Source organism: Streptomyces sp. NPDC030798 (genome assembly GCF_055572275.1).
Window position 1 is genome coordinate 60384 of sequence record NZ_JBVIDR010000013.1, and the last position, 14586, is coordinate 74969.

The following is a 14586-nucleotide window of genomic DNA, read 5'->3' on the forward strand; positions in this document are numbered from 1 at the left end:
CCCGGCGAGTCAGCCGCGCAGGGAGGCGATCCCCCGGGGGATCGCCTTCTTCACGGCGGGCGCGAGTTCCGTGAGCACGGCGGTGCCCTCCTGCTGCGCGGACATCCCCTGGACCAGGCTCACCTGCACATACGCCACACGGCCCGCGGTGGTGAACCGCCAGGTCCCGTCGCTCTGCTTCTCCATCAGCCAGTCCACCCCGTTCACACCGCCCGCGATCGCGTCCGGGTCACCGCCCTCGGCCACCTTGGGGTCGACCATCTTCGGGGGCCGTACGACACCGCAGCGCAGTATGATCGCCGGGCTTCCCCAGCCCGCCGTGTAGGCGGACCGGGGCTCGGGGTCCCTGCGGCCCCGTCCGTCGAGCTTCCCGGGCAGCACCCGGTGCAGATCCCGGCACGCCTGCGCCGCCTTCGCGTCGGGGCTGGGAACCGCCACGGTGGCGCTGTCGTCTGCTGTGGAGCAGCCCGCGACCGCGATCAGCAGCGCGGGCGCGAGCAGGCCGAGAGGCCGGTGACGGAAGAAGTTCACCGGCCAAGGGTAGACGGGGGCTACAGATGCACGACCGGGCAGGTCAGGGTGCGCGTGATGCCGTCCACTTGCTGGACCTTCGCGACCACCATGCGACCCAGCTCGTCGACGGTGTCGGCCTGGGCGCGCACGATGACGTCGTACGGTCCCGTCACGTCCTCGGCCTGGATAACTCCAGGGATCTTGCTGATCGTCTCGGCGACGGTCGACGCCTTGCCGACCTCCGTCTGGATCAGGATGTACGCCTGTACCACGGAACCTCCAGGGCGGCCACGAGGATCATGTGGGGAAAAGGAACGCCACGGTATCGCGTCGCCGCTCCCCGCGGGGAGACCTGCGGGAACCGGGCTTGCGCGCCAGGGTGCAGGCACGACAGAAGTTGACGGTCACCTTGACCGTACGACGGCCACATGGACCGTACGACGGTCATCTAGACCGTATCGGGGACACTGAGGACGCGCGAGTGGGCACGCACAGGCACCGGCGAGCGCGCGCACAGGCACAGAAGGGGCTTGACGGCAATGAAGGGCACAGTGGGTGAGCTGGGGGAGTTCGGGCTCATCCGGGAGCTGACCTCCCGTCTCACCACCACCCCGGCGGTCCGGGTCGGCCCCGGGGACGACGCCGCGGTGGTCGCCGCCCCCGACCGCCGGGTGGTGGCCAGCACCGACATCCTGCTGGAGGGGCGGCACTTCCGCCGCGACTGGTCCACGGCGTACGACGTCGGGCGCAAGGCGGCCGCGCAAAACCTGGCGGACATCGCCGCCATGGGCGCCGTACCGACCGCGCTGCTGCTCGGCCTGGTCGTCCCGGCCGAGCTTCCGGTCACCTGGCCCAGCGAGCTGATGGACGGGCTGCGGGACGAGTGCCAGGTCGCCGGGGCCGCCGTGGTCGGCGGGGACGTCGTACGCGGTGACACGATCATGGTGTCGATCACCGCGCTCGGCGATCTGCGCAACCAGGAGCCCGTCACGCGCGCGGGAGCCCAGCCCGGCGACCTCGTGGCCGTCACGGGCTGGCTGGGCTGGTCCGCGGCGGGCTACGCGGTGCTCTCCCGCGGCTTTCGCTCCCCGCGCGCCTTCGTGGAGGCCCACCGGCGCCCCGAGCCGCCGTACCACGCTGGCCCGGCCGCCGCCGCGCTCGGCGCCACCGCGATGTGCGACGTGAGCGACGGGCTGATCGCCGACCTCGGGCACATCGCCGAGGCCAGCAAGGTCCGCATCGACGTGCGGTCCGGCGCGATCGACATCCCGACGCAGATGAACGACATCGGGCAGGCCGTGGGCGTGGACCCGCTGCAGTGGGTGCTGACCGGGGGAGAGGACCACGCGATCGTGGCGACCTTCCCGCCGGACGCCAAGCTGCCGGCCCGCTGGAAGGTGATCGGCGAGGTCCTCAACCCCTCGGCGCTGCCCCAGGTGACCGTCGACGGGGCGCCCTGGACGAGCAAGGGCGGCTGGGACCACTTCGCGGACATCGAGTCGTGATCCCCCGGGTCCTCACGGTGGCCGGGTCCGACTCCGGCGGCGGAGCGGGCGTTCAGGCCGACCTGAAGACAATGCTGGCGCTCGGCGTGCACGGCATGAGCGTGATCACCGCCGTGACCGCGCAGAACTCCCTGGGCGTCCAGGGCGCCTGGGAGCTGCCCGTGGAGGCCGTACGCGCGCAGTACCGCAGCGTGGTGGACGACATCGGCGTCCAGGCCGTGAAGACCGGGATGCTGGCCTCGGCCGAACTGGTCGAGGCGGTCGCCGAGTTGATCTCCGGCACGGACGCGCCGGCGGTGGTGGACCCGGTCGGCGTCTCCAAGCACGGCGACCCGCTGCTGGCGGCCTCCGCGCTGGAATCCGTCCGTACGAAGCTGCTGCCGGCGGCGGCCGTGGCCACCCCGAACCTCGACGAGGTGACCCAACTGACCGGGGTGCGGGTCGAGTCGGAGGCCGATCTGCGCCGGGCGGCGGCGGCCGTACTGGCGTACGGGCCGCGCTGGGTGCTGATCAAGGGCGGGCATCTGGCCGGGGACGCCGTGGACCTGCTCACGGACGGCTCGGCCGAGCACTGGCTGCGGGCCCCGCGCCACGACAACCGGCACACGCACGGCACCGGCTGCACGCTCGCCTCGGCGATCGCGTCCGGGCTGGCGAAGGGGCTGACCGTGCCGGAGGCCGTCACGGCGGCCAAGGAGTACGTCACCGGGGCGATCGCGGCCGGCTTCGCGCTCGGCGGCGGAATCGGTCCGGTGGACCACGGGTGGCGCTTTCGGAAGTGAGTGCCGGTACGGCAAGAAGCCGGCCCACCCGGAGGTGGACCGGCTCAGTGCAGCGAACCAGACAGTGGCCGCGCGCTTAGCTGTGCGTCAGCGCGAGACCTTGCCGGCCTTGATGCACGAGGTGCAAGCGTTCACGCGCTTCGGCGTCCCGCCGACCACGGTACGCACACGCTGGATGTTCGGGTTCCAGCGGCGGGACGTACGGCGGTGCGAGTGCGAGATGTTGTTGCCGAAGCCCGGCCCCTTGCCGCAGACGTCGCAGTTGGCAGCCACGGGTCACTCCAAAGACTTCAGATGCACTTACGGTTGATCCCGGCATGCCGGGATCGAGATCCTGAGATCTGAGATCTTGATTGGCGTTGCCAGGGGAATGGCCCGATCAGGATCGGGCAACCGGAGCAGCATACAACGGCTGCGCCCGTAGAACGAAACTACCATGGCAGCTCAGGCACCCGCTCCCAGCCCTCTTCCGGAGGACACCCCCGCGGGGTCTACGCTGCGTCCCACGTCCAGCCAGTCAGGGAGGCGCAGGTGGCGCAGGGGCCGCAGACACTCGATGCTCTCGCGGTGCGCACCTGGTGCGGTCTGGCGCTGCGGGCGCTGGGGCGGGCGCGCGAGGAGATCGACGCGATCAACGTCTACCCCGTGGCCGACGGGGATACCGGGACGAACCTGTACCTGACCCTGGAGTCGGCGGCGACCGCCGTGGAGGCGGTGTTCGCCGGGCACGAGGCGGGGCCGCCGAGGTCCGGGGCAGGGGCGTCGGGACACGAGGCGGGGCCGGGGGAGCCGACGCCGGCCGACGCCGTGCGTGCGATGGCCCACGGGGCGCTCATCGGTGCCCGCGGCAACTCCGGGACGATCCTCGCCCAGCTGCTGCGCGGGATGGCCCAGGTGCTGGCCGGGAGCCCCGGCGGTCGGACCCCGCACGGCAGTGACGCCACGGAGCTGCGGCTGGCCCTGCGCCGGGCCGCCGACTCCGCGCGCGAGGCGGTGGCCCACCCGGTCGAGGGCACGGTCCTGACGGTCGCCTCCGCCGCGGCCGACGCCGCCGAGGGCACCGAGGGCGACTGCGTGACGGTCGCCCGGGCCGCCTACGAGGGCGCCAGGACCGCCCTGGCGGCGACTCCGGGCCAGCTCGCGGTGCTGGAACGGGCCGGCGTGGTCGACGCGGGCGGCCGGGGGCTGGTGGCGGTGCTGGGGGCACTGGTGGAGGCGTTCACCGGGGAGACGCCGGGGGGAGTCCCCGTCGTCCCCGTGGGCGTTCCCGAGGCGCACGCGCGCGTGGAGCCCGCGCTCGCAGCCCCGTCGTGCGCGGACGGCGCCGGAGCCGACGGCGGCCCGGCGTACGAGGTGATCTATCTGCTCGAGGCCGATGACGAGGCCGTGGCCCGGCTGCGGGAGCGGCTCGACGCCCTGGGGGACTCCCTGGTCGTGGTCGGCGGCGAGGGACTGTGGAACGTCCATGTGCACGTCGACGACGCGGGTGCCGCCGTGGAGGCGGGCGTCGAGGCGGGGCGGCCGTACCGGATCCGGATCACCCACTTCGGGCTCGACGACGTGCACACCGGCGGTGAGCGGCCGCCGCGCGAGCGGGCCCAGCGGGCCGTCGTCGCGGTCGTGCCCGGCGAGGGCCTGGCCGGGCTCTACGCCGAGGCCGGCGCGACCACCGTGCTCGCGCGCCCCGGGGAGCCGCCGGCGAGCGGGGAGCTGGTGCAGGCGGTACGGCGGGCCCACGCGCGCGAGGTGGTCCTGCTGCCCAACGACGCGGAGCTGCGCCACACCGCCGCCGCCGCGGCGGAGCAGGCCCGCGCCGAGGGCATCCGCGTGGCCCTGATCCCGACCCGCTCGGCAGTGCAGGGCATCGCCGCGCTCGCGGTGCACGAGCCGCAGCGGCGGTTCGACGAGGACGTCGTCCAGATGACCTCGGCGGCCGGCGCGACCCGGTACGGCGAGGTCGTCGTCGCCGAGCACCAGTTCTGGACGACGGCCGGCATCTGCCAGGCCGGGGACGTCCTCGGCCTGATCGACGGCGACGTCGCGGTGATCGGCGCCGACGTCACCACCATCGCCGAGACGGTCCTGGACCGCATGCTCCAGGCGGGCGGCGAACTGGTCACCCTGGTCATCGGCGACGAGGCCCCGGAATCCGCCGCCCACCGCCTTCAGACCCGGGTCCGCGACGCCTATCTGGCCGTCGACACGGTCGTCTACCGCGGCGGCCACCAGGCGGCCCTGCTCCTCATCGGCGTCGAGTGACCGGCTCCCCCGAGGGACCGGGGCCGGCGATGCCTCACCCCTGCTCGGCCACCTCCGGCAGGGCCAGGATCTGGCGGGCCTCCGCCCGGCGGGACTCGGTGGTGTCGTCCGCCCCGGGGGAACCGGCGTAGGCCGCCAGCACCGCCCGCGCGCGGGTCGCCGCGGCGGCCGGGCGGGCGAGGTCGGTCTCCAGCCAGGCCGCGGCCAGTTGGGCCCCGGTGCGGCTGTGCAGGCCGTCCGCGCCCAGCGTGCCGAACAGGTCGGCGGCGCGGTCCATCTGCGTCAGCGCGGCCTCGAACGCGCCCTGGATCACCGCGTCCTCCGCCTCCTCGGCCACCGAACGGGCCAGCAGGTCGCCGAACTGGCGGTGGGTGTGCCCGAGTTCGGCGGTGAGCTGCTCCCGGGCCACCGGGTCGGCGCCCTCCAGCGCGTCCTCGCACGCGCGCACCGCCCGCGCCATCAGCTCCCGCCCGCCCTCGGCGCCGCCCTCCCCGCGCAGCGCCAGCCAGGCGCGGGCGCGCAGGGAGCGCACGAGGAACTGCGGATTGCCGAGCGCCCGCCACAGGTCCCCCGCGCGCGTGTACGCCCGGTCCGCCTCCTCCAGCAGCCCCGCGCTGCTCAGCGACTCGGCGGCCAGATGCGCCAGCGTGGCGTGGTCCTGCTGTTCGGGCCAGTGCCGGGCGATCTCCGCCGCCCGGAGCCGCCGTTCGGCCGCCGCCCGGTGCTCGCCCAGCTCGCTCAGACAGTCCCCGAGCCACCACTGCGCCTGGACGACCGCGCCGTCGCCGTGCGTCTCGGCCGTCAGGTCGGGCAGCGCGGACTCCAGCACCTCGGCGGCCTCCGCGCACCGCCCCTCGCGCAGCAGGAAGCCGCCGAGCTGGTGCCGCGCCCAGGCGCCCAGAGTGCCGCTCTCACCCGCCTCGTCGGCCCAGTGCGCGGCCTCCAGCGCATGCTCGGCGGCTTCACCGGCCTCGCCCCGGCCGCCCAGCACCTCGGCGAGCTGCAGATGCAACTGCGCCCGGCCGGTCGGCTCCACGTGCGGACCGCCGTGCTCCAGGGCCGCCCGCAGCGCCCGTTCGGTCCCGGCCGGGTCGCCGAGCTGGTGCGACAGCGCGGCCAGCTGCACCTCGTACTCGACCGCGAACCAGGGCAGCCCGGCCGCCACGTAGTCGGTGGCCGCCCGCTGGTACAGCTCCGCCGCCCGCGCCGGATCCCCGGCGCGCTCGGCGAGACCGGCCAGCATCCCCCGCGCCTCCGCGCCCCGCGCGGTCAGCCGCACATCGCCGCCCGCATGCCCCCGCACCAGGGCCAGCACCTCCCGCACGGCCTGCTCGGCCTCCGCGAGCACCGCGCGCGGCACCGTGCCCGGAGCGGCGTCCTCGGCGCCGTCGTACACGCGCCGCATCAGGATCCGGGCCCGGCTCATCAGCACCGCCGCGGCCTGCCGCGCACCGGTGCCCTCCTCGGCGTACAGCGCGAGCACCTCGTCGTACAGCCCGGCGACCGCCTCGGCCGCGGCGTCCACCTCACCGGCCAGCGCCCGGACGTACGCCCCGCGCGCGCGTGCCGCCAGCGCCTCCCCGGGGTCGCCGGCCTCCGCGTACAGCTCGGCGGCCCGCTCGAACAGGCCCGCGCCCTCGGGGCCGCGGGCCATCGCCTCGTGGTCGGCGAGCTCCGCCCGGTCGCGCACGTCCAGTTCGACCCCCTCGGCGGCCCGCGCGGCCGCCGCCCACGCCTCCAGGGCGTACGGCTGCAGGGTCTCCGACAGCCGGCGTGCCCGCGCCAGCAGCGCGGCCGGGCCGGGCTCCCCGGACTCGCCGGGCTCCCGGGGCTCCGGGACCGTCACCACCGGCGCCGGTGGCGCCGAACGCGCCGCACGCACGCCCAGCGGCAGGCGCTCCACCAGCGGGCGCTGCGCCATCCGCGCGCGGACGCGGTCGCCGACGTACGACGTCCCGTTGCGCCGGTCGAACCGCCCGGCCAGCTCGAGGGCCTCCCCGCGCGCGTGGGCGGCGAGTTCCGTCGCCGTCCAGGCCCGCCCGGCAGGCCCCGGTACCCGCTGCCCGCCCAGGCCCAGCCCGGTCAGCCGCTCCATCAGCAGCGCCACCACCGCCAGGTACTCCAGCCGGCTGCGCGGATGCCCGGTGTCCGTGAAGTACGCCGGCCGCTCGGCGAGCAGTTCCAGACCGCGCGCCTCGTTGCCGGTCAGCGCACAGAACTCCACATGGTCGGCGTAGGCGCCTCGCATGCTCTCCATGGCCCGCACCAGCCGGAAGCCCCGCAGATGGTGCGCGCGGGCCTCGTCCAGCCGGCCGAGGCGCAGCAGCGGCAGCAGCGAGGAGGCGAGGACGGTGTGCGGCTCGTGCGCACAGCTGTACTCACCCTCCAGCACCGGCCGCCACAGCTCGAGCGCCTCCGCGTCCCGGCCGCGCTCGGCCTGCCAGGTGCCCTGCCCGTGCAGCTCGCAGGCGTGGCAGTCGGCCATCCGGTCCCGGTCCGCGGCCAGCCACGCGGCATACGCCCGCTCCGCCCGCGCCAGGTCCCCGATGTGCGCGGCCACGCTGAACTCGGCGCTGCGCACGGCTCGTTCGGAGTGCCCGGCGAGCCGGTAGCGGTGCTCCATCTCGCCCAGCCACTTCTCGACCGACGCCAGCGGGATGTGCGGCTGGTCCAGCATGCCGGCCGAGACCCACTTGAACACCCAGTGCAGCGAGTGCGCCTCGTACTCGTCGAAGTCCTCCGGCCGCTCGTCCCACATGCGCAGCAGGCGCGCGAACGGGACGAACATGCGGTCCTTCTCGGAGCTGTAGTTGTAGACCTTCAGCTGGTGCCCGAGGGCCTCGATCACCGCGAGCGGGATGTTCAGCCTCTCCGCCGCGGCGAGCAGCTCCTCCGCGCGGGCGTTGCGGGCCGGGCCCTCCGGCTGCTCGGAGTTCTCCGCCATGGCCCGGCGCAGCGCGTCGAAGTCCGTGATCCCCGTCATCAGTGCCCGTTCTCCCCGTGAGTGGCCCACTCCAGCAGACCGATGAACGCCCGGTTCAGCAGCGCGGAGTCGGCCGGCCTGAGCGGGCGCTGCGCCATCAGCAGGGCCTGCCCGTACAGCGACTCCACGGCGGTGCCGATCAGCTCCGCCTCCCGCAGCGAACTGATCCGCCGGATCAGCGGGTTGAGATGGTTGAGCACCAGACGCGCGCGCGGGGCGCTGCCGCGCAGCGAGCCCAGGATGCCCGCCCACAGGTCGTCGGCCTGCTCCTCGGCCTGCGCGCGCGCCTGCTCGTGCCGGGCGGCCCGGTCGTCCAGGTGCAGCGCGGGCACGGACAGCGGATGGAAGGCCCGCAGCACGACGTCGCAGCCCAGCGGATCGAGCTTCGCACGGGCGGCGGCGAGGAAACCGGCCAGCGCCAGTTCCTCGGCCGGGTCCACCGCGTCCAGGTGCGCGGTCACGGTGTCCGCGTCCAGCTCGGCGACCACCGTCCCCGGCCGCACCGACGGCAGCGCCTCGACCAGCTCGCTGTCGTACGTGTAACCGCCGTTGACCACCCCGACGCCCTGCGCGGAGGCGATCGGCGCGACCTGCCGGTACTCCTCCACCGTCCGCGTGAAGTGCACCACCGGGTGGCGCAGCGCGAACTCCTCCAGCGAGAGCTGCCCGTCGGTCGTCTCGAACGGCAGCCACGGCAGCATCGTGCGCAGCATGTCCGGATCGTGCCGGGCCAGCGACTTCACGCCCAGGTGGTGCACCGCGAGGAACGCCGCCAGCCGCTCCGGATCGCCCGCCGCGAGCCCGGTCAGCCAGGACCGGATCCGCTCCCCGAGCGCCTCCCGTACGGCGGCCAGCGTCTCGTCCTCGTACAGCGACTCGCGCGAGGCCGTGGGCCGCAGGCTGTCGGTGTCGAGCACACAGCGCACGAAGAACGCCCAGTCCGGCAGCAGCTGTTCGGCCCGCTCGGTCAGCAGCATGCCCTTCAGATGCACCCGGTGGGTCGCCCGCTGGGCAGGGCTGACCGCCGACGGCAGCACGTACGCCACCCCGCGGATCCCGGCCACCGGCACGTCCAGGTCGATCGAGTCCAGCGGGGTGAACCCGAACAGCTCGTGACAGTGCCGGGCCAGCGCGACCCGGCGGGTGGCCGGACTCGGGTAGGACCGGTCCCAGGGCGCCGGCAGGTCCGTGACCGCCTCCCCGCCCACCCGGACGTCGTACGGCAAGAGCGAGCCGAAGTCCCGGGCCAGCGTGCGCACCCGCTCGGGCGCCAGCCACTCGGCCGCCCCCGCCCGCGCCACCAGATGCACGGTGGTGCCCGGCTCGGGCCGCTCCGCGTCCGGCAGCGTGCGCACGGTGTACGAGCCGTCGTCGCGCGCCGTCCACTCCACCGGCGGCGCCCCGGGCGTCCGGGCGCTGCGGCTGACCACACGGATCCGCTCGGCGACCACGAAACACGCCAGCAGACCGATGCCGAACTGGCCGAGGAAGTCCGAACGCGCCTCCTGCAGGCCGTCCGCGCGCTTGGAACTGCGGCCGATGGTCGCCAGCAGGCTGTGCACGTCCGACTCGGTGAGCCCGACGCCGCTGTCCTCCACCCGCAGCGCGCCGTCGGCCGCGTACAACCGCACCCGCGCCGGGGCACCGGGGTCCTCGGCCCGCCGGGCGGTGATGGCGTCCACGGCGTTCTGCAGCAGCTCGCGCAGATACACCTTCGGGCTGGAGTAGAGGTGATGGGAGAGCAGGTCCACCAGACCGCGCAGGTCGACCTGGAACGTATGGGGTGACTGGGATGCCTGGGATGACTGTGAGGTCTGGGAGTCCATCGTCGCAGCGCCGGCGGGGGGAGAGAGCGTTCGGCGCGGGGTCGGGCGGTCCCGGAGGGGCGGTGACCGCGGGGGTCGGCCGGAGCGCGCCATCCTAGAGCCGGAACGTCCCGCCTGACCAGCAGTTTCCCAGATCTCTACGGCATCCGGGAGGAATCCGCAGGGCAGCGTGTTACGGCATTGTCGGTGCCGTGGTGTGCAATGGATCTCGTGCCCGCACTGGAAGAACCACTGAAGAAGGTGCTCGGCCCCGCCACCGCGAAGGTGATGGCCGAGCACCTCGGCCTGCACACCGTCGGCGACCTCCTGCACCACTACCCGCGCAGATACGAGGAGCGCGGCCAGCTCACCCACCTCGCCGACCTGCCCATGGACGAGCACGTCACGGTGGTCGCCATGGTCGCCGACGCCCGCCTGCACAGCTTCGCCTCCGCCAAGGCGCCGCGCGGCAAGGGCCAGCGCCTGGAGGTCACCATCACCGACGGCAGCGGCCGGCTCCAACTGGTCTTCTTCGGCAACGGCGTGCACAAGCCGCACAAGGAACTGCTGCCCGGCACCCGCGCGATGTTCGCGGGCAAGGTCTCCGTCTTCAACCGCCGCCTCCAACTGGCCCATCCGGCGTACGAGTTGCTGCGGGGCGACAGCGAGGAGACGGTCGAGACCTGGGCCGGCGCCCTCATCCCCCTCTACCCCGCCACGGCCAAGCTGGAGTCCTGGAAGATCGGCAAGGCGGTCCAGACGGTGCTGCCCAGCGCCCAGGAGGCCCTGGACCCGCTGCCGCCCTCCCTGCGCGAGGGCCGGGGCCTGGTCACCCTCCCCGAGGCCCTCCTCAAGATCCACCGCCCGCACACCAAGGCCGACATCGCCGACGCCCGCGCCCGCCTGAAGTGGGACGAGGCCTTCGTCCTCCAGGTCGCCCTGGCCCGCCGCCGGTACGCCGACGCCCAACTCCCGGCCGTCCCCCGCGTCCCCGCGCCCGACGGCCTCCTCACGGCCTTCGACGACCGCCTGCCCTTCACCCTCACCGAGGGCCAGCGCAAGGTCTCCCAGGAGATCTTCGACGACCTCGCCACCGCACACCCGATGCACCGCCTGCTGCAGGGCGAGGTGGGCTCCGGAAAGACGATGGTGGCCCTGCGCGCCATGCTCGCCGTCGTCGACGCCGGCGGTCAGGCGGCCCTGCTCGCGCCCACCGAGGTCCTCGCCCAGCAGCACCACCGCTCCATCACCGAGATGATGGGCGAGCTGGCCCAGGCGGGCATGCTGGGCGGCGCCGAGCACGCCACCAAGGTGGTGCTGCTCACCGGCTCCATGGGCGCCGCCGCCCGCCGCCATGCCCTCCTCGACCTGGCCACCGGCGAGGCCGGCATCGTCATCGGCACCCACGCCCTGATCGAGGACAAGGTCCAGTTCCACGACCTCGGCCTGGTCGTCGTGGACGAACAGCACCGCTTCGGCGTCGAACAGCGCGATGCCCTGCGCGGCAAGGGCAAACAGCCCCCGCACCTCCTCGTCATGACCGCCACGCCCATCCCGCGCACGGTCGCCATGACCGTCTTCGGCGACCTGGAGACCTCCGTCCTCGACCAGCTCCCGGCCGGCCGCTCCCCGATCGCCACCCACGTCGTCCCCGCTGCCGACAAGCCGCACTTCCTGGCCCGCGCCTGGGAGCGCGTGCGCGAGGAGGTCGGCAACGGCCACCAGGCGTACGTGGTCTGCCCCCGCATCGGCGACGAGGAGGACGACCCCGGCAAGGCCAAGCAGAAGTCCCCCGAGGACGAGGCGGAGAAGCGCCCCCCGCTCGCCGTCCTCGAGGTGGCCGACCAGCTGACCCGCGGCCCCCTGCAGGGCCTGAAGGTGGAGGTCCTGCACGGCCGGATGCACCCCGACGACAAGGACGCGGTCATGCGCCGCTTCGCCGCCGGCGAGACCGACGTCCTGGTCGCCACCACGGTCATCGAGGTCGGCGTCAACGTCCCCAACGCCACCGCGATGGTGATCATGGACGCCGACCGGTTCGGCGTCTCCCAGCTCCACCAGCTCCGCGGCCGCGTGGGCCGGGGCTCGGCCCCCGGCCTCTGCCTCCTGGTCACCGAGATGCCCGAGGCCAGTGCGGCCCGCCAGCGGCTGAACGCGGTCGCCTCCACCCTCGACGGCTTCGAACTCTCCCGCATCGACCTCGAACAGCGCCGTGAGGGCGACGTGCTCGGCCAGGCCCAGTCCGGTGCCCGCTCCAGCCTCCGCGTCCTGGCGGTCATCGAGGACGAGGAGGTCATCGCGGAGGCGAGACAGGAGGCGGCGACGCTGGTGGCGGCCGATCCCGAGCTGCGGCACCTCCCCGGACTGCGCACAGCCCTGGACGCCCTGGTGGACGAGGAGAGGGAGCAGTACCTGGAGAAGGGATGAGGGGATCCCGCCCAGGGGCGGGAGAACCTGCGCGAGCGACCACGCCGAAGCTGCTGCCAGACTGATTCCGTACCGACCCCCGACCAAGGACCGAAGATGACCCGCGTGATCGCCGGCGCAGCCGGCGGGCGTCGCCTCGCCGTCCCGCCAGGCACCGGAACCCGGCCCACCTCCGACCGTGCCCGCGAAGGTCTCTTCTCCACCTGGCAGTCCCTCCTCGGCGGCCCCCTGGACGGCGAACGGGTCCTCGACCTCTACGCCGGCTCGGGCGCCGTGGGCCTGGAAGCCCTGTCGAGAGGCGCGAGCCACACCCTCCTGGTCGAGGCGGACGCCCGCGCGGCGAGGATCGTCCGCGAGAACGTGAAGAGTCTGGGCCTGGCCGGCGCAGAGGTCAGAGCGGGCAAGGCGGAGCAGGTCATCAGGCAGTCGGCCCCGGAGGAGCCCTACGACCTGGTCTTCCTCGACCCTCCGTACGCGGTCACGGACGACGATCTCCGCGAGATTCTCCTCACACTCTCCTCAGGGGGCTGGCTCGCTGAGCAAGCGCTCGTCACCGTGGAGCGCAGCACCAGAGGCGGCGAATTCCGCTGGCCGGCCGGGATCGAGGCCCTGAGGTCCCGTCGCTACGGCGAGGGAACGTTTTGGTACGGTCGCGCCGCCGCTTCGTGCGAAGACGCACGATGACCGGACCGGAGAGCGAGGGATCACAAGTGCGCCGCGCCGTATGCCCCGGGTCGTTCGACCCGATCACCAACGGACACCTCGACATCATTGCCCGCGCCTCCCGTCTGTACGACGAGGTCTACGTCGCGGTCATGATCAACCAGTCCAAGAAGGGCCTGTTCGAGATCGACGAGCGGATCGAGCTGATCCGCCGGGTCACCGCCGAGTACGCCAACGTCCGGGTCGAGGCCTTCCACGGCCTCCTCGTCGACTTCTGCAAGCAGCGCGACATCCCCGCCATCGTCAAGGGCCTGCGCGCGGTCAGCGACTTCGACTACGAACTGCAGATGGCCCAGATGAACAACGGCCTCACCGGCGTCGAGACCCTGTTCGTCCCGACCAACCCCACTTACAGCTTCCTCTCCTCCTCCCTGGTGAAGGAGGTCGCGGCCTGGGGCGGGGACGTCTCCCACCTGGTGCCGCCGGAGGTCCTGTCCGCGCTGAACGAGCGCCTCCGCAAAGACTGATGGGGCTACAGTCGTCCCGTCCGTCTCCAACACAGCTGTAGAGAGTGGCGAGCCAGGTGGACGTCCAGAAAAAGCTCGACGAGATCGTCGCCGCGGTCTCCGGTGCCCGGTCCATGCCCATGTCGGCCTCGTGCGTGGTCAACCGCGCGGAGCTGCTCGCGCTGCTCGAAGAGGTGCGCCAGGCCCTGCCCGGCTCCCTCGCCCAGGCGCAGGAGCTGATCGGCGACCGTGAGCAGATGGTCGAGCAGGCCCGCCAGGAGGCCGAGCGGATCATCGAGAACGCGCACGCCGAGCGCGGCTCGCTGATCTCCGGCACCGAGATCGCCCGCCGCTCCCAGGCCGAGGCCGACCGGATCCTCGCCGAGGCCCGCCAGGAGGCCGAGGAGATCCGCGCCGAGGCCGACGACTACGTCGACTCCAAGCTCGCCAACTTCGAGGTCGTCCTCACCAAGACCCTCGGCTCGGTCGGCCGCGGCCGCGAGAAGCTGCTCGGCACCGGGCCCGGCCTGGACGAGAACGGCTACGAGGACGAGGACGCCCCCGAGCGCAGCCAGGACCCCGAGACCCTGCGCCACAACGCCGACGCCTACGTCGACGCCAAGCTCGGCGCCTTCGAGGCCGTCCTCGCCAAGACCCTGGAGGCCGTCGGCCGGGGCCGGCAGAAGCTGCACGGCAGGATCGCCACCGACGACCTCGGCGCCCTCGCCGACGACACGACGACCTTCCAGCACTCCAGCGACGCCGACTACCTCGCCGACCTCGCGGCCCTCGCCGACACCCCGGCCGAGCGCCCCGCGGCCTCCCAGCCCCGGCAGCCCGAGCCGCCGCAGCCGACGTACGAGCCGCAGCCGGCCTACGGCTATCAGCAGCAGGACCCCTACGCGGGCTTCCCGCAGCAGACCGACTACGGCCAGGACCCGTACGGCTACCAGCAGGCGGCCCCCTATGCCTACCAGCCGGCCTACGACCCGCAGCAGGCCGCCTACGACCCCCAGCAGCAGCTCCAGCAGCCTCCGCAGCAGCAGGGCTACGCGGCGCTCGACGAGACCAGCCTCTTCGACACGAGCATGATCAGTGCCGAGCAGCTCCGGGCCTACGAACAGGGCCGCGGACTGTAGCGGG

Annotated in this window: 12 protein-coding genes; 7 read left to right on the plus strand and 5 right to left on the minus strand. The window is 73.5% G+C overall.

Translation table 11 applies throughout. The features are described from left to right. Positions 1 to 9: 9 nt before the first annotated feature. Positions 10 to 531 (minus strand): DUF3515 domain-containing protein, encoded by a 522-nt coding sequence (locus ACZ404_RS27445; RefSeq protein ID WP_468444355.1) that lies wholly within the window; start codon positions 529 to 531, stop codon positions 10 to 12. 20 nt (positions 532 to 551) lie between these two features. Beyond that, on the minus strand, positions 552 to 785 hold the full coding sequence (locus ACZ404_RS27450) for an Lrp/AsnC family transcriptional regulator (RefSeq protein WP_028802415.1): 234 nt from the start codon (positions 783 to 785) through the stop codon (positions 552 to 554). 267 nt (positions 786 to 1052) lie between these two features. On the opposite strand from ACZ404_RS27450, the gene ACZ404_RS27455 reads away from it, so the two are divergent. Both ACZ404_RS27455 and thiD read left to right on the plus strand, forming a co-directional pair. Next, positions 1053 to 2018, plus strand: a complete 966-nt coding sequence (locus ACZ404_RS27455) for a thiamine-phosphate kinase (protein WP_468444357.1) — start codon at positions 1053 to 1055, stop codon at positions 2016 to 2018. After that, positions 2015 to 2800 carry a bifunctional hydroxymethylpyrimidine kinase/phosphomethylpyrimidine kinase gene (thiD, locus tag ACZ404_RS27460; RefSeq protein ID WP_468444359.1) on the plus strand — a complete coding sequence of 262 codons (786 nt, stop codon included), beginning with the start codon at positions 2015 to 2017 and terminating at the stop codon, positions 2798 to 2800. The genes ACZ404_RS27455 and thiD overlap by 4 nt, the downstream gene beginning before the upstream one ends. Positions 2801 to 2887: 87 nt before the next feature. Here thiD and rpmB read toward each other — a convergent pair whose 3' ends face one another. Continuing rightward, positions 2888 to 3073, minus strand: a complete 186-nt coding sequence (rpmB, locus tag ACZ404_RS27465; protein ID WP_003993230.1) for a 50S ribosomal protein L28 — start codon at positions 3071 to 3073, stop codon at positions 2888 to 2890. Between the two features lie 258 nt (positions 3074 to 3331). On the opposite strand from rpmB, the gene ACZ404_RS27470 reads away from it, so the two are divergent. After that, positions 3332 to 5059, plus strand: a complete 1728-nt coding sequence (locus ACZ404_RS27470; protein ID WP_468444361.1) for a DAK2 domain-containing protein — start codon at positions 3332 to 3334, stop codon at positions 5057 to 5059. Positions 5060 to 5093: 34 nt separating this feature from the next. Here the strand turns inward: ACZ404_RS27470 and ACZ404_RS27475 are convergent, their stop codons facing one another. Both ACZ404_RS27475 and ACZ404_RS27480 read right to left on the minus strand, forming a co-directional pair. Further along, positions 5094 to 8042: a tetratricopeptide repeat protein gene (locus ACZ404_RS27475; RefSeq protein ID WP_468444363.1), complete on the minus strand. Its 2949-nt coding sequence runs from the start codon at positions 8040 to 8042 to the stop codon at positions 5094 to 5096. Further along, a complete protein-coding gene (locus ACZ404_RS27480) occupies positions 8042 to 9868 on the minus strand; it encodes an HSP90 family protein (RefSeq protein ID WP_468444365.1) in 1827 nt (608 codons plus the stop codon). The genes ACZ404_RS27475 and ACZ404_RS27480 overlap by 1 nt, the downstream gene beginning before the upstream one ends. Positions 9869 to 10069: 201 nt before the next feature. On the opposite strand from ACZ404_RS27480, the gene recG reads away from it, so the two are divergent. From recG to ACZ404_RS27500, 4 genes are all read left to right on the plus strand, one after another. After that, positions 10070 to 12274: an ATP-dependent DNA helicase RecG gene (gene recG, locus ACZ404_RS27485; protein WP_468444367.1), complete on the plus strand. Its 2205-nt coding sequence runs from the start codon at positions 10070 to 10072 to the stop codon at positions 12272 to 12274. A gap of 96 nt (positions 12275 to 12370) precedes the next feature. Next, entirely contained in the window at positions 12371 to 12958 is a 588-nt protein-coding gene (gene rsmD / locus ACZ404_RS27490; RefSeq protein WP_468444369.1) for a 16S rRNA (guanine(966)-N(2))-methyltransferase RsmD, read from the plus strand. A 26-nt stretch (positions 12959 to 12984) separates the two neighbouring features. Then, positions 12985 to 13464, plus strand: a complete 480-nt coding sequence (gene coaD / locus ACZ404_RS27495) for a pantetheine-phosphate adenylyltransferase (protein WP_468444371.1) — start codon at positions 12985 to 12987, stop codon at positions 13462 to 13464. A gap of 56 nt (positions 13465 to 13520) precedes the next feature. After that, on the plus strand, positions 13521 to 14582 hold the full coding sequence (locus ACZ404_RS27500) for an ATP synthase F0 subunit B (protein ID WP_468444373.1): 1062 nt from the start codon (positions 13521 to 13523) through the stop codon (positions 14580 to 14582). The last annotated feature ends 4 nt before the right edge of the window (positions 14583 to 14586 follow it).